This is a genomic window from Brevibacterium sp. OS20 (genome assembly GCF_056837565.1).
On record NZ_CM166367.1, the window covers coordinates 4,003,315 to 4,021,758 of the forward strand.

Genomic DNA, 18,444 nt, shown 5'->3' on the forward strand with positions numbered 1-18,444 from the left:
GCGGTCGAGTGCACATCGCTGTGTTCCATCTCTCGACTGAAATCATTCGGCCGAAATCACCCGCAGAGCGATCACTCTGTTAAGCTGGAATCGTTCTCGCACAGAAATGTGCGGAGCAGATGGTGTCTGAAGAGCAGGTAGATTCGCTCGTCACCATGTGTTTGCCCATCGGCGCGTGTCTGCCTTCCGCGCCCCTCATGATTTTTCCCAGTTCAGTCGTCTGACGACTTCCGTCCAGCACCTTCGAGTGCATGATCGAAACCGAGTATCCCCACGATTTCGTCTGAGACAGAGACCTCACATCAGAAAACTCATCCTCACCAGCGATTCCGAGTCCTCGGTTCACCCACATATTTTCGTTGGATCTGCGTCTGAAGATCCAGTCCAGCCAGCGGGAAAGCCGGATCCAGCAATGGGTTCGACCATCACGATCGCAGCAGCGGTCATCAGTTAAAAAATAAGGATACAAAGATTATGGCAACAGGTACCGTGAAATGGTTCAACGCGGAAAAGGGTTTCGGATTCATCCAGCCTGACGACGGTTCGGCTGACGTGTTCACTCACTTCTCCGCGATCGAAGCCTCCGGCTACCGCGAGCTCACCGAGGGTCAGAACGTCGAGTTCGATTCTGAGATGGGCTCCAAGGGCCTGCAGGCGACTCGCGTCCGCGGCCTCTGAGACTCTTTGAGAGTCTCACCTAGAGACTTCTGAGATTCACCGGCGACCCTGCGTTCACCCATTTGGTGTGAACGCAGGGTCGCTGTCATCCCCTCCCCAATTGCTACCTGACGGGGGCCTAGATACCTCGCGCCAGGTTGTTGGGCCGCCGTCACCGGCGTTGACAGGTACCCTTGCTCTATTTAGAGTCAGTGCCAACGACCGTGAACCCTGACGTTGGAGGAGCGATGAAGCACTCGCGACTCACCAGCTGGATCGTCGCATTCATCCTGCTCGCCGCTGCCTGCTTTCTGAGCTCGCAGACGGCCCCGTTCCATGACTTCGCCGCGTTTCTGTGGCTCTTGGCCCTCGTTCTGCTGATCACCGCCACGACACTCGCGGTCATCCGTGATCGCCGGCGACGCCGATCTGGCTGAACACTCCGGCAGCTCCACGCACATCGGCCCGCCCGGTTATCCTGAACTCATGCCGCCCTGCGACACTCCTCGTCTGCGCCTGCGGGAGATGACCGACGACGATCTCGACGATATGGCCGCCCTCCTCAGTGATCCGCAGGTGATGGAGTATTACCCTCACCCCAAAGACCGCACCGAGGCGGCTGCGTGGATCCGGTGGAACCGACGCAATTACGCAGAGCACGGGTTCGGGCTGTGGATCGTGGAGACGCACAAAGGTGAGTTCCTCGGCGACTGCGGCCTGACTTGGCAGACCGTCAACGGCGCACCTCACCTTGAGGTCGGTTTTCATGTGAAGCCGTCCGACCAAGATAATGGGTTCGCCACCGAGGCGGCTCTGGCCTGCGTCGATCACGCTCGGGAGCTCGAGGTGGCTGCAATACTGACCGCCATCATCCACCGAGACAATCGACCGTCGCAACGAGTGGCAGAGAAGCTCGGTATGCAGCGCAACTCCGAACTCCGACACAAGTCCCCGGACCACGAGGTGTTCTCCCTGGACCTGTGATCGCCTCAATTACTACCCGACGGCGGCCCAGATACCTCGCGCCAGGTTGCTGGGCCGCCCTCAGGTAGTAGTTAGTGGTTGTTGAGGAGGGCGAGGAAGTCCTCGACTCCGCTGAGCTCGATGTCGTTCCGCCGTCTGGTTTCCCACGCCGAGCGGGTCAGGCGCCAGCGTTGGATGCGTCCCGGCTCGCCTCGGCGGATGTCCCAATCGACCCCGTTGCGCTCGTACCCCAAGGCTTCGGACACCTTGTTCGATCCGATGTTGTCGACGAACGCATCGGAACCGGCCTCACTCGCCCCGAGCCCCGCGAACGCAAGATGGAGCAGAGCACTGCGCATCTCGGTGCCGAGGCCGCGACCGCGCACATCCGTCGACAGCCAGGAGAATGAGGCGAACGTCCCGCAGGAGTCGAATTTCTCCGCAATGAGGTCCTGCATCCCCACGGCCTCACCGTCGACGAGGACGGCGAAGGCCAACCGGAAATCAGAGGGAGAGAACCGCCCCCGACCACGCCATACGCTCTGGAGCCACCTGCTCACCCGCACGTCCGGGTCGGATTCATAGAACGACATCGGATCGTCGTAGGGGGCGGGTTCCGCGAAGACCTTGCCGTCCCGCACAAGAGGGGTGAGCGCCGCGAGCATCTCATCGGCGGCACCGACGAGCTCGAGTCGGGGAGTCTTCACCCGGATCTGCAATGGCGGGTAGCCGATCATGCAACCAACCTAGGCCAGCCAACCCGAATCCACAATGGTTCGACGACTCCGGGTAGCGTGGGGTTCGACTCCAGGATGCCGATGACAGGTGGTGGCCCATGACCGAACCCGATCGCCCGACCCCGACGACCGTCGTCTTCGACCTCGGCAATGTGCTCATCGGCTGGGACCAGACAGGGCCTCTGGCCGATCGCATGAGCGCCGATGAATGGCATTCCTTCGCCGAGGCGGCCGACTTCCCCTCGCTCAATACTGCAGCTGACTCCGGCGTTTCGATCACCGATATCGTCGCCCGAGCCGCCGAGGCGGACCCCCGCCACGGTGAGATCGTCGCTGGCTACTACGAGAACTTCGACAAATCCCTGACCGGTCCGATCGACGGCATGGCCGAGATCGTCGCAGATCTCAAGGCCGCCGGCGTCCGCCTGCTCGGGCTGTCGAACTGGTCGGCTGAGACCATCCACCATGCCCCTGTCGTCGCCCCGGCGATCAGCGAACTCGAAGACATCGTCGTCTCCGGTCGAGTCGGTCTGGTCAAACCCGATCCGGCGATCTTCGAACTGACCCGGGACCGATTCGACCTCGACCCTGCCCGGACGGTCTTCGTCGATGATCTGCCCGCCAATGTGAAGGCAGCCGAACGACTAGGCTTCGTCGGTCATGTGTTCTCAGGAGCCGCCTCGCTGCGCGAGGAACTGTCCGAGCTCGGTCTGTTTAAGTCTTACTAAGACATTGCGTCCGGTTACTTGTTGGACTTTCAGTCCGACTGAGGTGACAGTCTTGGATCCGAACCTTCACTTGAGTCTCTGCGAAGGTCGAAGGTCTTCCAGCGTCCGAAGTCGTTCTAGCGCACCGTCTATTTTGGTTGCGGCCTCGTGAACCACCGCCTCAACCAACGCCAGGCATCCCACTTGGCTATCAAAAAATGAAACGTCGACGGCGGCCTGCAGTACGACGTCGGAAATACCAGCGACCGGCGACAACCATTGGTCAGTGATCAACGCGACCGAAGCAGAGTTTCTCTTTGCGGCCTCAGAAACCTGGAAAAGATGCTCCTGATATCGCCTGACGTCAAGAACAAGCAAAACGTCTTGCCGCCGCAGATCGGTGACAACATGAAGGTCACGTCCCATCGGATCTTCCAAGAACAAGACGTTCGGCCTCACCTTCGATAGCTGCAGCTGAGCTACGCGGCCAACCAGCCCGCTGTAGTGTCCCCCAACAACCACCACGCGATTCGATACCTTTGTCAGCATCTTCACCAAGCGGTCGATTTCCGAACGTGGATTCTGCTGAAAAGTTCTAGTGATGAGATCCGCCCGGTCCGTCCCGCTCGAGGAGAACTCGTCTGAAAAATCTCGCCCAGCCGTCTCTGCCTCAGCCCGTATAAGCGGACTCGCCGATCTCGTCGTCAATTCGGTCCGCAGACGATCCTGCATTTCGACGAAGCTGTTGAATCCGAGCTGCGTACAGAAACGCACGACCGAAGCAGAACTCGAACTAGCCAAGGCCGCTAGTGACGATGTTGTCCCCAAACCAGCACTCGGATAGTCGGCCAGCAGAGCACGAGCAATCCGGCGACTGGCGGGACTGAGCGAATCAATCGACGAATTGACCGTCTCCGCGACTGTTTCCATCGTATGACTCCCGAGAATGAAGCGTACATTTCAAATGTGATCCACATTGCAGTTATGAAACAAATATGCCAAGCTGATCTCGCTCAGCACAAATGAAAGGAACATCACATGACTGAAACCATCCTCCGATCGTTTGGCCAGAGTACCGAGCCGCTTCTCATCGTTCATGGCGGTGCCGGACATCGATCGACTCCCCTTACCTCGGATGGTACAGCCAGCGCGCATGCAGCGTTGGAGAAAATTCTCGAAGCAGGCTACTCAGTACTCAGCGCGGGCGGCTCTGCAGTCGACGCAGTCGTTGCCGCGGTCCGCGAACTCGAGGATGCCCCCGATTTCAATGCGGGCCACGGGGCCGCACTCACTGCGTCAGGAACCGTTGAACTCGACGCTTCGATCATGGCTGGTGACGGCCGCTCGGGGGCCGTCACCGGTGTATCTACCGCTCGCAACCCCATTTCGGTTGCTCGCGCGGTTATGGACAAAACCGACCACCTGTTATTCGCGACACCGACTCACGAACAGCTGAGTAAGTGGGACGTCGAAACAGTCGATCCCGAATACTTCATCACGGAGAAAAGGCGAGAGGAGCTCGCCGCCTTTCAGAAGCAGCCTGACGCCTTGCTCCAGCACGGCACAGTCGGTGCCGTCGCTCGCGATGCAGACGGGAATCTGGCAGCAGCAACTTCCACCGGTGGAATCGTCAATCAGGAGCCAGGCAGGGTAGGCGACACACCGCTGGTAGGTGCCGGGACATTCGCTGACGACGGAACAGTGGCTGTCTCTTGCACCGGCACGGGAGAAGTATTCATGACTGAAGTCGCAGCTCACAGCGTGCACGATCGAGTTTCTCTCGGAGGAGCCTCTCCAAATGAGGCGGCAGTCGCAGTCCTCGACCGAATCGCAATTCGCGGCGGGATGGGAGGAATGATCGTCATTCCGACGTCTGGTACGGGGCTCGCGGCGTACAACAGCGGCGATATGTTCTACGGGTCATTCGATTCCACAGGTACATACACGCACGTGTGAACGTCCAGCCCGGGGAAACCGGTAGCTGGAGTTGACGATTACTTGATTAGGAGAGATATGTCAGTTCAAGCACCCACTGACGAGGACAGGCAAAGTCGCTTGTCCCGAGGAGTGATGAAACTCCTCGAAGCAGTAGACCGTGCAGGCAACAAACTGCCTCACCCATTCTGGATCTTTGTGGGCCTTGCCGTCATCGTCGCCCTGCTCAGCGCACTGTTCGCTCGCTTGGATCTTTCTTCAGTCAATCCCACCGACGGCAAAACAGTGGCCGTCAAGAGTTTGCTCACGTCCGAAGGCATTCAGATGATGCTCGACGGTGCGATCGAGAACTTCGTGAACTTTCCCCCGCTGGGGTTGATTGTCGTGGTCGCACTTGGAGTGTCTATTGCAGACGCAACAGGATTATTACCTTCCCTGATGAGGGGGATGCTTTCCAAGGTCAATCCTCGCTACGTGACCTTCATGATCGCGATTACCGCAATGGCCGCCCAAATTGCTGGCGACGCCGCCTTTGCAGTGATGATTCCGTTGGCGATGATCGCCTACCGCGCGGTCGGGCGCAGTCCGATCATCGGGGCTGTCGTGGCATATGTTGCTGTGGGTGGAGCAAGCAGCGTTGGACTGATTCCCACCGGAACCGACGCGGTATTTGCCGGTCTGACGACCGCCGCTGCCCACACGATCGACCCGAGCTATAACGTCAACCCGCTATCTAACTACTATTTCTCGGCTTCATCGTCCATTGTGCTGGCTCTCTCCATCACTTTGGTTGTTGAACTGGTTGTGGCCAAACGAGTCGCGTCCCTTGAGGCGGCAGAACCTTCAATAGACGCTGATCCGTTACCGGACATGAAGCTCAAGCTTTCTGAGCAACGTGGCATGATCGGCGCAGGAATCGCCACTGTTCTCTTCTTCGGCCTCCTTGTCCTGGCAACAGTACCGGCGAGTTCGCCCCTCCGCGGAGAGGGTGGGAGTGTTGTCGATTCACCTCTGATGAACAATATCGCCGTCATCATGATGTTGTTCTTCAGTACTGTGGGAATCGTCTACGGTGTCATCGTCGGCTCAATCAAGAAGTTCAGCGACATCCCCGAACTCATGGCTCCTGGCGTCGCTGCTCTCGTTCCAGTCGTGGTTCTCTTCTTCGCCGCTTCACAATTCTTGGCCTACTTCAAATGGACAAATATGGGGCAAGTCATTGCGATTGAGGGGGCAGGGCTCCTCGATCGCATAGGTGCAGCTCCAATCGTCATTTTTGTTGTCGCCGTGCTGTTTATCAGCTGCCTCAATCTGGTGCTCACCTCGGGTTCGGCAATGTACGCATTCGTAGCACCGGTCCTGGTACCAATGCTCATGCTCCTCGACATTGCGCCAGAGACCACTCAGGCGATGTTCCGCATCGCCGATGCGCCGACAAACAGCTTGACCCCGATGAGCCCATACTTCGTTCTTGCCCTCGGATTCATCCGGCAACATCGACCCACGGCTGGTGTCGGCACGTTGATGTCGCTGGTTCTTCCGATCGCCTTGGTCAATCTCGTCGTCTGGCTGGTCCTCTTCATATTGTGGTACCTCGTGGGTCTGCCTCTGGGGCCAGGAGTAGCCGCTCGGTAGCGTCGTGATTGGTGCCGCGTTGGTCTTCTCGCCACCAACCGCGCACCGTTTTGATCCGGCAGGTGCCAATCCAATCCTTGTGCACTTCCCGTCCGTCTCTGCACGTCTCTTCCGCCACCTGCAGTTGTCGCAACGTTTCGCACAACTGAGAAATTCGTACCGTTCGAGGCGTCATCCCCGCTGATACTGTGAGAAATGTCCGCGCCTGGAGAGTCCACCCGCCGCCTGAACAGGAGACACGATGACGACACCTTCATTCCTCGACTCCATCGATTCCCAGCTCGACTGGCAGCGCGAGGTCTACAAAGAACTTCACCGCAATCCTGAGGTCAGCCTCGACGAGCACAAGACCGCCGATCGCATCGCGGCCGAACTCGAGGGACTCGGCCTCGAGGTCACCCGGATCTCCGCCACCGGCCTGGTCGCCGTCATCGACAACGGCACCGGACCGACCGTTCTCGCACGAGCCGATATCGATGCTCTCCCCGTCACCGAGGACACCGGCCTCGACTTCGCGTCCGAGGTCGACGGTGTCATGCACGCCTGCGGTCACGATATGCATGCCGCCGCTCTGCTCGGCGCGGTCCGGCTGCTCAAAGAGAACCAAGATGCCTGGTCAGGCACGTATATCGCACTCTTCCAACCGGCAGAGGAAAACGCGGCGGGAGCGAAGGCGATGATCGACGACGGGCTGACGGACAAGGTTCCGACCCCCGATGTGGCCCTGGCCCAGCACGTCATGCCGCTGCCGGCCGGCAAGATCTTCACCGCTGCCGGACCGGTGATGTCGGCCGGGGATTCGGTGAAGATCACAGTCTTCGGCCGCGGTGCCCACGGGTCCGTGCCGCACCTGTCCGTCGACCCCGTGGTCCTCGCGGCCTCCATCGTTCTGCGCCTGCAGACCATCGTGTCCCGGGAGACCGAACCGGGTGAGTTCGCCGTCGTCACGGTCGGTGCGTCGAACGCCGGATCGAAGTCGAACATCATCCCCGACCGGGCCGAGCTGCTGCTCAACGTCCGCACCTACGACACCGCGGTGCGCAAGCGGGTGATCGCATCGATCGAGCGGATCGTCCGCGGCGAATGCGAGGCCGCCGGAACCCCGAAGGAACCGACGTTCAAGTATTTCGACCAGTTCCCGCTGACGGACAACAGTGAAGCCGTCAATGACACCATCACCGAGGCGCTCACCGAGTTCTTCGGCACCGAGGCGGTGCTCGAGGCGACCCCCGCGACCGCGTCGGAGGACTTCAGCGAACTGCCGAATGCCTTCGGCATTCCCTACGCCTACTGGTTCGTCGGATCATTCGATGCCGAGAAGTACCAGGCCGCCGAGGAGGCCGGAACCGTGCTCACGGATGTTCCGGCCAATCATTCGCCGTTCTTCGCCCCCGAACTCGAGCCGACTCTCGAGATCGCGACGAAGGCGCAGGTCGTCGGCGCTTTGTCCTACCTCGGCGGCTGAGCCCTAACTACTTCGACCACCGATCCCGAGCAGTCTCCGCGCGGCCTGTGATCGGTCGCGCGGAGACAGCAGGCTCCCTCGTCGGGTGAGTCACTCGTCGATCGTGCGCACGACGTGTGCCGGTGAGCCGACGACGACGGCGCGAGGCGGAACGTCTCTGGTCACCACAGACGCCGCGGCGACGACGGCGTCATCACCGATGGTGATGCCTGGCAGGACGGTCACGTTCGACCCGATCCAGACATTGCGTCCGATGACGGTCGGAGCCGGGTGCATGTCCGCACGACGGTCCGGCTCCATCCCATGGTTGAGGGTGGCGAGAACGGTGTTGTGCCCGATGAGCGTGTCATCGCCGATCGTGATCCCGCCCTGGTCCTGAAAGCTGCACCCGGAGTTGATGAAGATCCGCTGCCCCAAGGTGATGTTCTTCCCGAAGTCCGTGTGGAACGGGGGAAACAAGGTCACGGTCGGGTCGATCGGGCGTCCCGTCAGCTCGGCCAACAGCGCGCGGACCTCATCGGGTTCATGGTAGCTGCCGTTGATTACCGCCGTGATGCGCAGGGCTTCCTGACTGGTGCGGTGCATGGCCTCATGCAGAGGCGAGCCGCCCGTGATCGTCTCTCCGGCATTGAGGGCTTTCAGCAGATCTGCTGTATCCACGGTGTCACCTTTCCTGTACTGACAGATGAAGAGATCAGGGCCGCAGCAGGACCTTGACGGCTTCGCGGCTGTCCATGGCCGAATAGGCGGCCGCGGCGTCGTCGAGGCTCATCGTCTGGTCGAAGACCTTACCCGGGTCGATCTCTCGGTTCCAGATGAGTTCGATGAGGTGCGGTAGGAAGCGACGAACCGGTGCGGGCCCGCCGTGCAGATGGACGAGACCGAAGAACAGTTCTCCTCCGGGCAGTTCGACATCGTGTGAGACACCGACATAGCCGACATGACCGCCGGGTCGGGTCGACCGGATCGCCTGCATCATCGATTCCTGTGAGCCGACCGCCTCGATGGCGCTGTGGACGCCGAGGCCGTCGGTGAGCTCTCTGATCTTCGCCACTCCCGCGTCGCCGCGTTCTTCGACGATGTGGGTGGCGCCGAATTCACGGGCGAGGTTCTGCCTGTCGACGTGACGGCTCATGGCGATGATCGTCTCCGCTCCCATCTGCTTGGCGGCAAGGACTCCCATCAGTCCGACAGCGCCGTCGCCGATGACGGCGACCGACTTACCGGGACCCACCTCGGCGGCATCTGCAGCGAACCACCCGGTGCCGAGCACATCGGATGCGGCCAGCAGCGACGGGATGAGATCGTCATCAGGCTGTCCCGGCGTGGCGACCAGGGTGCCGTCGGCATGGGGAATGCGAGCGAATTCGGCCTGGGTACCGATCCCGCCGTCGACGAAGATTCCGTTGACGCAGCGGGACTGGTAGCCGGCGGTGCAGATCGGGCAGGTGTTATCGGAGATGACGAATGATCCGACGACGAAGTCACCGGGTTTGACGGTGCGCACCTCGTCGCCGACTTCCTCGACGATGCCGACGTATTCGTGGCCCATGAGCTGCTGATCCGGTGCGTCGGCACCACGGTAGGGCCACAGGTCGGATCCGCAGACGCACGCGGCCACGATCCGGATGACGGCATCAGTGGGTGCCTCGATGGTCGGATCGGGTCGTTCTTCGACCCGGACGTCGCCGGGCCCGTGCATCATCACTCCGCGCATTGTTCTCTCCTTGAGAAGTTCGGTTGTTCGCTGCTGTTCGGTTCTGGTCGTGGGGCTCAGCCTCGCGGACGATGCAGGTCCGTCTCGTCCACGTGCTCGAGCCAGGTGGTCGTCTGAGCGGGGTCCTCGGCGTTCTCGAGCATGGCGATGTGTTCCATGAATGTCTCGGGGGCGGCTCCGTGCCAGTGTTCCTCGCCTGCCGGGCAGTAGACGGTCTGCCCCGGGCGGGCCTCGATCACGTCACCGTCGCGTGTGCCGAACAGAGCGGTTCCGCTGGTCACGTGCAGAGTCTGACCCTTGGCGTGCGAATGCCATGCGGTGTGTGCGCCGGGGGCGAATCGGACCCGTGCGACGACCATGGTCTGGCCGTCCTCCTGCGGGTAGGCGATGGGGTCGACCCACACATCGCCGCTGAATTGCTCGGGCGGGTTCTTCGCTGTCGGGGTCGTTGGGAGAATGCGGTGGCTCATGATCGGTGTCCTCTGTTCTCAGGAAGTTGGTTCTCGGGTGGTCGTTCGGTCTCGGTCGTCGGCACCGCCCACGAGGCGAGCAGACGCAGCTTCTGCTCCGATTCCGAGCCAGGTTCTGCTGTGTAGATGAGGAGGGCGAGGCCGTCTTCGGCGGTGATCCGCAGCTCCTCGAAGGCGAGGACGAGCTCGCCCACGACCGGATGGTTGAACCGCTTCATCCCCGTCCCGTGCGTGCGGACATCATGTTGGGCCCACAGGGTTCGGAACGTCTCGCACTGAGTCGACAGTTCCCCGACGAGGTCTTGGATTCCGCGATTATGCGGATCCCTTCCTGCCGCGCTGCGGATGATCGCCACGCACATCTGCGCGAAGAGTTCCCAGTCCGGATAGAAGTCCTTCGATGCGGGATCGAGGAACTGGAATCGCGCCAGGTTCGGTGTCCGTCCGCCATCCCCGATGACCGGCGAGTAGAAAGCTCGGCCGAGTTCGTTGACGGCGACCATGTCCTGCATATCGTTGCGGACGAAGGCGATCGATTCCTTGATCGAATCGAGCATCCAGAACAGCGTCTCGTGCGGTGGACGTTGGGCGGTCACGGGACGTCGTCTGCGACCCGAGGTCGGAATGCCGTCGGCGGCACGGGCGAGATCAACGAGGTGGCCCCGCTCGGTGTCGTTGAGCAGCAGAGCCTCGGCGAGCGCTTCGAGGACAGCCGCGGAAGCCCCTCCGATCGCGCCCCGTTCGAGTTTTGAGTAGTACTCGACGCTCAGTCCGGCCAGGGCCGCGACCTCGCTGCGGCGCAGGCCCGGCACTCGCCTCGTGCCTTGGGTGGGAAGGCCGACTCGATCAGGGGTGATCTTCGCCCGCCGTGACATGAGGAATTCGCGTACTTCGGCCCGGTTGTCCATATTCTCCAGGCTAGACGCGTTCTCATCTGAGAGGGATACCCTGTCAGGGCACCTCTGCGCATCACTCTCGCAGCACCGAGCGTGTCTACGGCTATGGGTGGGGCATTCGGTCGCGATCGTAGGTGATCGTCGTGTACCCGTGTGGAACCGGTGTGCCGTCCTCGTCGACTCCGACGAATACGATCTTCTCGATGCTGAGGATCGTCTTCCGGGTGATCATATTGCGCACCCTCGCCTTCATCGTCAGCGACGTACGCCCGAACTGGGTAGCGATGAGCCCCATCTCGATGAGATCACCTTCCCTCGCCGAAGCCTGGAAGTCGATCTCCGAGATCAGCTTCGTCACAACTCGATGGTTGCCGAGCTGGATGATCGCGTAAATCGCGGCCTCCTCGTCGATCCACCTCAGCAGGCTGCCGCCGAAGAGGGAGCCGTTGGCGTTGAGGTCCTCGGGCCGCACCCATTTGCGGGTATAGAAGTTCATCCCCTCCACATCGTGGCGGGCGGAGCTCTCTGTGGGCTGTGCCGTCGCTGTCATGCGATCAGAGTAGCGAGGAGTTGTTTCGCCCTCGTTTCGATCACGTCACCGCTGTGCGACGTCGTCTTTCAATTGTCGAAGTCATCCTTCGCGTTCGAAATCATCCTTCATGGTCGTGAGCGTCCGCCGAATGTTCAATCGCTGGAAGTCCGCGAAGCTCCGCCCACGTGTGACGATGTGGTCGAAGACCCATGCCAGCCAGTCGGGCCAACCGCGACGATCGTCTGTCCACGACTCCGTCACTCGAGTCGCCCCGCCGAGGTCCTCGAACTCGTATGCCCAGCTCGCGTTCGCTCCTTCGATGCTGGGAGTTCGGGGCCCGATCCGGCGCACGGTGAAGGCGAACCGTTTGCCGGGCACAGATTCGGTGACGACGCATTCGGTCACCCACGTCGCCGGCCCGCGACGGTTCGTACCTTCGAAGACGTCGCCTGTCTGCAGCGGACCTGCAGTCGTGCGCGTGCTTGCGCCCGTGTTCTCCGGACTCCATCGGGCCATCTGGGTCGGATCGGCGATCTGCGCCCAGAGTGCGGCGGCGTCGGCCTTGATCACCATGCTGTCGCTGACCTGCATCGTTCGCGTCATCGTCGTCCCTTCTCATTGTGGTCGTGCACGCACCAGGAGCCGGCCGAGCACGTGGCCCCATTCAAACACGGGTCCTGAGCTAGCCTGGGCACATGGCCGACTCCGCGACGAACGACGAGATCATCGCCTTCCGCCTCCGCGCTCATCATCTCGATGAGCGACTCAGCCGCAACTCACTCACTGAGGCCGCGGGAGCCTGCGGCATCCAGAACAGCCCACCGGGATCCGCGCTGACCTCACTCCATGTGCGGGTCGAGGACATGAGTGCGACGGCGTTTGCTTCGGCTGTCGAAGAGGAGAAGTCGCTGCTGCAGAGCTGGTGCATGCGAGGGGCGCCCCATTTCTTTCCCGCTGCGGATCTCCCGGTCTTCACCACCGGGGTCGAACCGACGAGTGAGAAGGCGATGCGCCATTTCGTCCTCGGAGTCGAACAGTCGGTCGATTCGCTCGGGATCTCGCTGAGCCAGATCCTCGATCGGGTCGAGCAGGAGATCGCCGGGGTGCTCAGAGGGCGGAGGATGACGATCACCGAACTCGGCGAGGAACTCGCCGAGGTGCTCGCAACCTCCCTGACGACGAAACAGCGAAGCACCTGGGAATCTCAGGGCCCGTATGCGAAGGGCCAGAGCCTCGGTGCCGGCGTGATCCATTTCTGCATTCGGCTGCTCACTCTGCGGCAGATCCTCTGCTTCGCCCCGCGCGAGGGAAACACGGCTCCGTTCGTTCTGCTCGACGAATGGGTCGATCCGCGTTCGATGCCCTCGACCGCACCCACCGAGAGTGAACGCGACCGGGCCAGATCCGAACTGCTGCGCCGCTATCTGCACTGCTATGGACCGTCGACACGCGCCGACTTCGCCGCGTGGATCGGAATCCGGTCCACGGAGGCGACACCTTGGTGGGACCTGATCGCTGGGGAGATCACCGAAATCGATCGCGGGCGACGGACCTGGATGCTCGCCGAGGATGTCGATCAGCTGCATCGCGCGCAGCTTCCGCACGGCGTGCGTCTGCTTCCCCCACACGATCCCTATACGCAGATGCGGGATCGGGAGACGATCGCGTCCAAGGAGTTCCATCGGGAGATCTGGAAGACCGTGGGCGATCCAGGAGCGCTGCTGGTCGATGGCAGGATCGCGGGGACCTGGAGGGCGCGGAAGCGGAATCGACGACTGAGCATGACGATCGCAACCTTCGGCACCGTCCCGAAGTCGGTGAAGAGCGCACTGACCGCTGAGGCAGAGGCGATCGGCGCACTGCGCGAGGCAGACGCCGTCGACATCGAATTCGCGTCAGACTGAGATCATCCGGCGAGTTCGCTGATCAGCACGCGAGCGAGGGCTCCGAGTCGGAATCGCTCGGGAATCACGGTTCTGATGCCCTGTTCATGCAGCGGTGCCGCGGTGACGTCGCCGACTGCTGCCGCCACCACCGATTCGTTGAACGCCTCGATCACGGCCGACAGCAGTCCCTGTTCCTCGGCCGCGGTGAGAAATGCTGCCGCCCCGGGTGCTGAGGTGAAGGCCACGGCATCGCACCTGCGCTCCGCGACGATTCGGACCGCGTCGACCACGGCCGCCGGGTCGGGGGCCGGGCCCCACCGGTAGATGACGAGAGAACGGACATCGGCGCCTGCTGCGGCGAAGGCCTCATCAAGTCCGTCGGCTCCTGCACCGTGATGCTGTACGGCAATGCGCTGACCGTCCACGCCCTCGCCGAGGAGGACCTGCTGGATCTCTGCGCTCGTCTCGGATTCGGCGACCCAGTGAGCCCTCAGTCCGGCCGCTTGAATCGCTCCGCGTGCCTTGGGGCCGCGAACGTATATCCGTGCTCCGGCGAGCATCGAGTGCCACTCCTCGTGCAGACCCGCGGCTTCAGCCACGTCACCCCAGCCGGTGAATCCGACGCCGGTCGTGACCACGACGATGTCCGGCCGGGCCTCGATGAGTTCACGGGTGCGTGTGACGAGTTCAGGGTCATCGATGTGAGGAATGACGGAAAGGGTCGGGGCGTGCACGATCTTGGCACCGTGACGCTCGAGGGCGGAGGCGAGCTGTTCCGCGCGCCGCTGAGCTGTGAGCACGATGCGACGTCCGACCAGCTCGTCGCCGATGTCAGTTTGGGGCTGGTTCATGCTCATATCCTGGTCGCGCAGTCTCACCGGGGCAACTTCCGGCCTTCGAGAGCAGCCTGGTGGGCGAGCATCTCATCCTTGAGCCCCTGGACGACGGCGGCGATCGCCGGTCGCCGCATCGAATCGGGTCTGAGCACCATCCAGTAGGGCAGTCGCTCGGCCACCGAATCGGGGAAGAGTCGCACGAGGTCGGGGTGGCGGTCGGCCATGAAACACGGGAGGAAGCCGATTCCGGCTCCCGTACGAGTCGCTTCGACGTGAACGAAAACGTTTGTCGAGGTCAGTGCATCCTTCATCTCGGGAAACAGCCGCCTCGGCGCATCGAGGTCGTCGACCTGGAGCATGGAATCGACGAAATAGACGAGCCGGTGGTCGCTGATTTCCTCCACCGAGGCGGGGGTGCCGTTGGCCGCGAGATAGTCACGCGAGGCGTAGAGACCGAGTTCGTAGTCACCGAGCTCGATCGCCTCTGCTCGGTGCACGCGCGGTTCGCCGACGACGACCTCGATATCGAGACCGGACCGCTGCTGCAGGGCCTGCCTGGTGACGGTGACGATCTCGACGCTCAGCCCGGGATGCCGACGTCGCAGCTTCGCGACCGCCGGGGAGGCGACATAGGCGCTGAACCCATCCGTCGCGGTCATCCGCACCACTCCGGACACCGTCTCCGGGCCCTGGCCGGGACTCTCGAGTTCGGCGACCGCGGTCTCCATCTGTTCGGCCACCGCAACGGCTCGTTCCCCGAGGTCGGTCAGCTCCCATCCGTCATCCGAGCGAGCCAGAACGCGTCCGCCCAAGGACTTCTCCAACGCGGCGATGCGGCGGGAGACCGTCGAGTGGGTGAGACCGAGGTTGTGTGCCGCCGTCGTGAATTTGGCGGTGCGGGAGACGGCCAGCAGCACGAGCAGATCGTTGGGAGTGGTGTCCATGCCTGCCATAGTAGGCGGGCTTACTCAACGCTGTGTGTCGGCAGCACAGCACGCGTTTCGGCACCCGTCGTCGTCCGGATCATCTTCAGCACAGCACCCTTCTGTACGCTCACCGGTGAGAACCGCAGCCGGAACCGCGCAACAGGCGTCCCCTCGCCAGGCTTCGACCCCTTCCCGAACGGCGAAGACCGCGATGGTGAGAGCTGCGACGGAATCGGCCCAGGCCCACCCGAGCAGGCTGTTGAGCAGGACTCCGATCAGCACTGCGGCGCTGAGATAGGTGCAGATGAGGGTCTGCTTGGAATCAGCGACAGCCGTAGCAGATCCCAGTTCTCGTCCCGTCCTCCGCTCGAACCAGCTGAGGAACGGCATCACCAGCAGGCTGAGTGCGGCGATGATGATGCCGACGGTCGAATGTTCGGGTTGGCGCAGGCCCACCATGGACAGAACAGCGTCCACGCTGACGTAGACCGCGAGCGCGAAGAAAGATACTGCGATGACCCGCAGAGCGACCCGTTCCCGGCGCTGGGGTTCCGGTGCCGAGAACTGCCAGGCTACCGCTGCGGCTGAGAGGACCTCGACGATCGAATCGAGTCCGAACCCGATGAGAGCCGCCGAGGAGGCTGCTCCGCCTGCGGCAATGGCAACGAACGCTTCAATCACGTTCCATGTGATGGTGATGGCAACGATGATCCGGATCCGCTTCCGCAGAACTGCCGCTCTGTCCCTTCCCGGCGCAGTCTCGGTCATCGGCTCGGTCCAGCGTCACAGCAGCCGACCACCGTGCAATCGGAATCGACACACGGCACGTTCTCATCGACTGCCAGAGTCGTCTCGACAAGAGCAGTGAGGGCTGTTGCCAGATGAGGGTCGGCGATCTCGTAGCGCGTCCGCCGGCCTTCAGGTTCGGCCACCACGATTCCGCATCCTCGCAGGCAGGCGAGGTGGTTCGACACATTGGTGCGCGTCAGTCCCAGATCACTTGCCAAGCGCGCAGGATAGCCAGGCTCGGAGAGCAGCGACAGCAGAATCCGTGAGCGTGTGGGATCGGCCATCGCGCGGCCTAGACGCTGCATGGCATCGACACGGGAGGCAATAGTCAGCATATGCTGACTATACAGCCTGTGCTGACCTGTTGCCGCGGGCCGCTCACGACGGAATGAGGGCTTCTCCGGCGCCTGCCGCCCGGTCGTCAGCGCACGTGCTGCTGCAACGGCGAGCGCGTCCAGCGCAGCAGCACGACGATCAGACAGATGAGGAACACGATCCCCGAGGTGACCAGTCCGGTGACGAGGATGCCGATATCGGCGGGCAGATCCACGTCTTCGGCCGGTTTGGTCGGTGCCTTCCCCTCCGGATCGATGAGGACGGAGATCGTGTCGCCCTCATCGAAGTCGTCGTATCCGTCCTTACCGCGGTAGATCAGCGGTTCGGCGACGGGGGTGCCGTCGGTGCTTTCGAGGCTGTAGGTATGAACATAGACCTGCCGCGACCTGGGCGGATTGGAACTGTGCACGGTCTTCTGCTCGACTTTGTGATCGGCGACGACCACCTCGGTGAGTTCGCCCGCCTGAGACAAAGCAAGATCCTCGCCGAGCATCACAGTGCCGATGAGTGCAATGGCCACGAACGGTCCGGTGTACCAATACGCCGGCGTGTGTCCCATGAACCTGCGCATCGCCAGAGTGACGCCGAGGAACACGAAGCATCCGAGGATGATCGTGAACAGCAGTTGGTCCGGATACAGGTATCCGATCGTGAAGACCGCACCCGTGCCGACGAAGAAGACAGCACCGGTGATGATGATGGTCAGCGGATTCCGGCTGCCCTGGTTCCAGCGGCGCTCACTCTTCCCGCCGTCACCCCACTTGCCGCGCATCCAGTAGGCGTCCATTCAAGCCCCGTGTAGAGATGCCGTTTACTTTGCCCACGACACGCCAGTCGTACTTTGCACAAACATGTCGTCTAGTTGTACTGACCGGACACGTTAGTCGGTACGGATCGTCGGGATCGATAACGTGCCGTCAATGTTTCGGCACGCACGTACATCGCATCGCGGACGGATTCTGGCGCTAGTACTTCGGCGTCCGTATCAAGCCGCCACACTGCCCACACCGCGTGGCGCAGGTCTTCGAAGGTCACGTCGAGGCGGATCCAATTATCCGGCTCCGGTTCCTCGGCCCGGACAGCGCTGGCATTCTCCAGCAGTTCCTCACGACGTGAGGTCTTGATGCGGACGACGACGGGGATGTGTTTCTCGGAGAGGAACTGTGCGGTGCGCTCGGCCCAGATGCGGTCGAGATCGACCTGCGCGGGGCGTTGCGATGGTTCGGGGAGCGCTTCGGCGCTGAGCATCCGAGACAGACGGTAAGTCCGATCGTCTCCAGACCTCGTCGCCAGCAGGTAGGTGCGCCCGCGGACGGTGACCAGTCCAATCGGATCGACGGTTCGACGACTCGGTGCTTTACCAGGTGCCGCGTAGTTGAATCGCAGCCGGCGGCCGGTGAGCACCGCGGCTCGGACCTCGCTCATGACGCCGTCGGCCAGGTCTTCGGTGGGGGCACGGCGAGAGAGCAGGTCGGTCTCCGGCTCCACGAGGAACCGTTTGGCCGCATCGCCGAGACTCACCTGGTGCCCCTCGGGCAGCGCGTCGACGACCTTGCGCATCGCCGAGGCTAGCGGTGCGCTGAGGCCGAAGACCTTCTCGCCGCGGTCTGATCCGGCGGTGAGCAGCGCGAGTGCCTCGTCATGGTTCAGCCCGGTCAGTTCGGTGCGGAAGCCGGGAAGGAGTGAATAGCCGCCGTGTCGACCACGGTCGGCGTAAACGGGGACGCCCGCAGTCGAGAGGGCGTCGATGTCGCGCAGCACGGTGCGCGTGGACACTTCGAGCTCACTGGCCAGCTGGTCGGCGGTTATTCGGCCTCGCTGGCGCAGCAAGAGCACCAGCGAGACCAGTCGGTCTGCTCGCATGCATCAATCTTTACCAGAAAACACGACACAAGGTGTCGTGATTCGTTGGGAGGCTAGTAGCGCAGCGTCGAGGACGGCGGCCATAGGGCGGCCG

Annotated in this window: 22 protein-coding genes; 8 read left to right on the forward strand and 14 right to left on the reverse strand. The window is 62.2% G+C overall.

All coding sequences use genetic code 11. The annotated features are described in order from the left end of the window. Nucleotides 1–474: 474 nt before the first annotated feature. The 3 genes from ACVZTU_RS17835 to ACVZTU_RS17845 all read left to right on the forward strand — a co-directional run bounded on the left by ACVZTU_RS17835 (nt 475) and on the right by ACVZTU_RS17845 (nt 1,641). Nucleotides 475–678 carry a cold-shock protein gene (locus ACVZTU_RS17835; protein WP_062240453.1) on the forward strand — a complete coding sequence of 68 codons (204 nt, stop codon included), beginning with the start codon at nt 475–477 and terminating at the stop codon, nt 676–678. A 227-nt stretch (nt 679–905) separates the two neighbouring features. Further along, nucleotides 906–1,094, forward strand: a complete 189-nt coding sequence (locus ACVZTU_RS17840; protein WP_139467568.1) for a hypothetical protein — start codon at nt 906–908, stop codon at nt 1,092–1,094. Between the two features lie 49 nt (nt 1,095–1,143). Then, nucleotides 1,144–1,641, forward strand: coding sequence for a GNAT family N-acetyltransferase (locus tag ACVZTU_RS17845; protein ID WP_139467569.1), 498 nt, complete (start codon nt 1,144–1,146; stop codon nt 1,639–1,641). 71 nt (nt 1,642–1,712) lie between these two features. Here the strand turns inward: ACVZTU_RS17845 and ACVZTU_RS17850 are convergent, their stop codons facing one another. Continuing rightward, nucleotides 1,713–2,357: a GNAT family N-acetyltransferase gene (locus ACVZTU_RS17850; protein ID WP_139467570.1), complete on the reverse strand. Its 645-nt coding sequence runs from the start codon at nt 2,355–2,357 to the stop codon at nt 1,713–1,715. A gap of 98 nt (nt 2,358–2,455) precedes the next feature. On the opposite strand from ACVZTU_RS17850, the gene ACVZTU_RS17855 reads away from it, so the two are divergent. Next, entirely contained in the window at nt 2,456–3,085 is a 630-nt protein-coding gene (locus tag ACVZTU_RS17855) for an HAD family hydrolase (RefSeq protein ID WP_139467571.1), read from the forward strand. Between the two features lie 66 nt (nt 3,086–3,151). Here ACVZTU_RS17855 and ACVZTU_RS17860 read toward each other — a convergent pair whose 3' ends face one another. Beyond that, nucleotides 3,152–3,994, reverse strand: a complete 843-nt coding sequence (locus tag ACVZTU_RS17860; RefSeq protein WP_482401012.1) for a MurR/RpiR family transcriptional regulator — start codon at nt 3,992–3,994, stop codon at nt 3,152–3,154. Between the two features lie 108 nt (nt 3,995–4,102). Between ACVZTU_RS17860 and ACVZTU_RS17865 the strand changes: the two genes are divergently transcribed. The 3 genes from ACVZTU_RS17865 to ACVZTU_RS17875 all read left to right on the forward strand — a co-directional run bounded on the left by ACVZTU_RS17865 (nt 4,103) and on the right by ACVZTU_RS17875 (nt 8,099). Continuing rightward, on the forward strand, nt 4,103–5,020 hold the full coding sequence (locus ACVZTU_RS17865; RefSeq protein ID WP_139467573.1) for an isoaspartyl peptidase/L-asparaginase family protein: 918 nt from the start codon (nt 4,103–4,105) through the stop codon (nt 5,018–5,020). A gap of 114 nt (nt 5,021–5,134) precedes the next feature. After that, on the forward strand, nt 5,135–6,634 hold the full coding sequence (locus tag ACVZTU_RS17870) for an AbgT family transporter (RefSeq protein WP_229664222.1): 1,500 nt from the start codon (nt 5,135–5,137) through the stop codon (nt 6,632–6,634). A 241-nt stretch (nt 6,635–6,875) separates the two neighbouring features. Next, nucleotides 6,876–8,099 carry an amidohydrolase gene (locus ACVZTU_RS17875; protein ID WP_482401013.1) on the forward strand — a complete coding sequence of 408 codons (1,224 nt, stop codon included), beginning with the start codon at nt 6,876–6,878 and terminating at the stop codon, nt 8,097–8,099. Between the two features lie 90 nt (nt 8,100–8,189). Here ACVZTU_RS17875 and ACVZTU_RS17880 read toward each other — a convergent pair whose 3' ends face one another. From ACVZTU_RS17880 to ACVZTU_RS17905, 6 genes are all read right to left on the reverse strand, one after another. Further along, complete coding sequence (locus ACVZTU_RS17880) at nt 8,190–8,759, reverse strand: DapH/DapD/GlmU-related protein (RefSeq protein WP_482401014.1); 570 nt, start codon at nt 8,757–8,759, stop codon at nt 8,190–8,192. Between the two features lie 34 nt (nt 8,760–8,793). After that, on the reverse strand, nt 8,794–9,816 hold the full coding sequence (locus ACVZTU_RS17885; RefSeq protein ID WP_482401015.1) for a zinc-dependent alcohol dehydrogenase family protein: 1,023 nt from the start codon (nt 9,814–9,816) through the stop codon (nt 8,794–8,796). A 56-nt stretch (nt 9,817–9,872) separates the two neighbouring features. Then, on the reverse strand, nt 9,873–10,286 hold the full coding sequence (locus tag ACVZTU_RS17890) for a (R)-mandelonitrile lyase (RefSeq protein WP_482401016.1): 414 nt from the start codon (nt 10,284–10,286) through the stop codon (nt 9,873–9,875). Next, nucleotides 10,283–11,194, reverse strand: a complete 912-nt coding sequence (locus tag ACVZTU_RS17895) for a helix-turn-helix domain-containing protein (protein ID WP_482401017.1) — start codon at nt 11,192–11,194, stop codon at nt 10,283–10,285. Before ACVZTU_RS17895 ends, ACVZTU_RS17890 begins: the two co-directional genes overlap by 4 nt. 91 nt (nt 11,195–11,285) lie before the next feature. Then, nucleotides 11,286–11,678: an acyl-CoA thioesterase gene (locus tag ACVZTU_RS17900; RefSeq protein ID WP_139909931.1), complete on the reverse strand. Its 393-nt coding sequence runs from the start codon at nt 11,676–11,678 to the stop codon at nt 11,286–11,288. Nucleotides 11,679–11,813: 135 nt separating this feature from the next. After that, complete coding sequence (locus tag ACVZTU_RS17905) at nt 11,814–12,317, reverse strand: SRPBCC family protein (RefSeq protein WP_139467579.1); 504 nt, start codon at nt 12,315–12,317, stop codon at nt 11,814–11,816. Between the two features lie 92 nt (nt 12,318–12,409). On the opposite strand from ACVZTU_RS17905, the gene ACVZTU_RS17910 reads away from it, so the two are divergent. Beyond that, nucleotides 12,410–13,618 (forward strand): winged helix DNA-binding domain-containing protein, encoded by a 1,209-nt coding sequence (locus tag ACVZTU_RS17910; protein ID WP_139467580.1) that lies wholly within the window; start codon nt 12,410–12,412, stop codon nt 13,616–13,618. A gap of 2 nt (nt 13,619–13,620) precedes the next feature. Here ACVZTU_RS17910 and ACVZTU_RS17915 read toward each other — a convergent pair whose 3' ends face one another. From ACVZTU_RS17915 to ACVZTU_RS17940, 6 genes are all read right to left on the reverse strand, one after another. Then, nucleotides 13,621–14,451, reverse strand: coding sequence for a uroporphyrinogen-III synthase (locus tag ACVZTU_RS17915; protein WP_139467581.1), 831 nt, complete (start codon nt 14,449–14,451; stop codon nt 13,621–13,623). A 23-nt stretch (nt 14,452–14,474) separates the two neighbouring features. After that, nucleotides 14,475–15,380, reverse strand: coding sequence for a LysR family transcriptional regulator (locus tag ACVZTU_RS17920; protein WP_139467582.1), 906 nt, complete (start codon nt 15,378–15,380; stop codon nt 14,475–14,477). A gap of 24 nt (nt 15,381–15,404) precedes the next feature. Further along, complete coding sequence (locus tag ACVZTU_RS17925) at nt 15,405–16,130, reverse strand: cation diffusion facilitator family transporter (RefSeq protein WP_482401018.1); 726 nt, start codon at nt 16,128–16,130, stop codon at nt 15,405–15,407. Beyond that, complete coding sequence (gene cmtR / locus ACVZTU_RS17930) at nt 16,127–16,486, reverse strand: Cd(II)/Pb(II)-sensing metalloregulatory transcriptional regulator CmtR (protein ID WP_139467584.1); 360 nt, start codon at nt 16,484–16,486, stop codon at nt 16,127–16,129. Before cmtR ends, ACVZTU_RS17925 begins: the two co-directional genes overlap by 4 nt. Before the next feature lie 86 nt (nt 16,487–16,572). Next, nucleotides 16,573–17,274, reverse strand: coding sequence for a hypothetical protein (locus ACVZTU_RS17935; protein WP_139467585.1), 702 nt, complete (start codon nt 17,272–17,274; stop codon nt 16,573–16,575). A 71-nt stretch (nt 17,275–17,345) separates the two neighbouring features. Next, a complete protein-coding gene (locus ACVZTU_RS17940) occupies nt 17,346–18,350 on the reverse strand; it encodes a helix-turn-helix transcriptional regulator (protein ID WP_482401019.1) in 1,005 nt (334 codons plus the stop codon). Nucleotides 18,351–18,444: the final 94 nt, after the last annotated feature.

Coding starts and splice junctions, on each gene's coding strand:
- ACVZTU_RS17835 (WP_062240453.1), top strand. CDS start 475: ATGGCAACAGGTACCGTGAAATGGTTCAACGCGGAAAAGGGTTTCGGA.
- ACVZTU_RS17840 (WP_139467568.1), top strand. CDS start 906: ATGAAGCACTCGCGACTCACCAGCTGGATCGTCGCATTCATCCTGCTC.
- ACVZTU_RS17845 (WP_139467569.1), top strand. CDS start 1,144: ATGCCGCCCTGCGACACTCCTCGTCTGCGCCTGCGGGAGATGACCGAC.
- ACVZTU_RS17850 (WP_139467570.1), bottom strand. CDS start 2,357: ATGATCGGCTACCCGCCATTGCAGATCCGGGTGAAGACTCCCCGACTC.
- ACVZTU_RS17855 (WP_139467571.1), top strand. CDS start 2,456: ATGACCGAACCCGATCGCCCGACCCCGACGACCGTCGTCTTCGACCTC.
- ACVZTU_RS17860 (WP_482401012.1), bottom strand. CDS start 3,994: ATGGAAACAGTCGCGGAGACGGTCAATTCGTCGATTGATTCGCTCAGT.
- ACVZTU_RS17865 (WP_139467573.1), top strand. CDS start 4,103: ATGACTGAAACCATCCTCCGATCGTTTGGCCAGAGTACCGAGCCGCTT.
- ACVZTU_RS17870 (WP_229664222.1), top strand. CDS start 5,135: ATGAAACTCCTCGAAGCAGTAGACCGTGCAGGCAACAAACTGCCTCAC.
- ACVZTU_RS17875 (WP_482401013.1), top strand. CDS start 6,876: ATGACGACACCTTCATTCCTCGACTCCATCGATTCCCAGCTCGACTGG.
- ACVZTU_RS17885 (WP_482401015.1), bottom strand. CDS start 9,816: ATGCGCGGAGTGATGATGCACGGGCCCGGCGACGTCCGGGTCGAAGAA.
- ACVZTU_RS17890 (WP_482401016.1), bottom strand. CDS start 10,286: ATGAGCCACCGCATTCTCCCAACGACCCCGACAGCGAAGAACCCGCCC.
- ACVZTU_RS17895 (WP_482401017.1), bottom strand. CDS start 11,194: ATGGACAACCGGGCCGAAGTACGCGAATTCCTCATGTCACGGCGGGCG.
- ACVZTU_RS17900 (WP_139909931.1), bottom strand. CDS start 11,678: ATGAACTTCTATACCCGCAAATGGGTGCGGCCCGAGGACCTCAACGCC.
- ACVZTU_RS17905 (WP_139467579.1), bottom strand. CDS start 12,317: ATGACGCGAACGATGCAGGTCAGCGACAGCATGGTGATCAAGGCCGAC.
- ACVZTU_RS17910 (WP_139467580.1), top strand. CDS start 12,410: ATGGCCGACTCCGCGACGAACGACGAGATCATCGCCTTCCGCCTCCGC.
- ACVZTU_RS17915 (WP_139467581.1), bottom strand. CDS start 14,451: ATGAACCAGCCCCAAACTGACATCGGCGACGAGCTGGTCGGACGTCGC.
- ACVZTU_RS17920 (WP_139467582.1), bottom strand. CDS start 15,380: ATGGACACCACTCCCAACGATCTGCTCGTGCTGCTGGCCGTCTCCCGC.
- ACVZTU_RS17925 (WP_482401018.1), bottom strand. CDS start 16,130: ATGACCGAGACTGCGCCGGGAAGGGACAGAGCGGCAGTTCTGCGGAAG.
- cmtR (WP_139467584.1), bottom strand. CDS start 16,486: ATGCTGACTATTGCCTCCCGTGTCGATGCCATGCAGCGTCTAGGCCGC.
- ACVZTU_RS17935 (WP_139467585.1), bottom strand. CDS start 17,274: ATGGACGCCTACTGGATGCGCGGCAAGTGGGGTGACGGCGGGAAGAGT.
- ACVZTU_RS17940 (WP_482401019.1), bottom strand. CDS start 18,350: ATGCGAGCAGACCGACTGGTCTCGCTGGTGCTCTTGCTGCGCCAGCGA.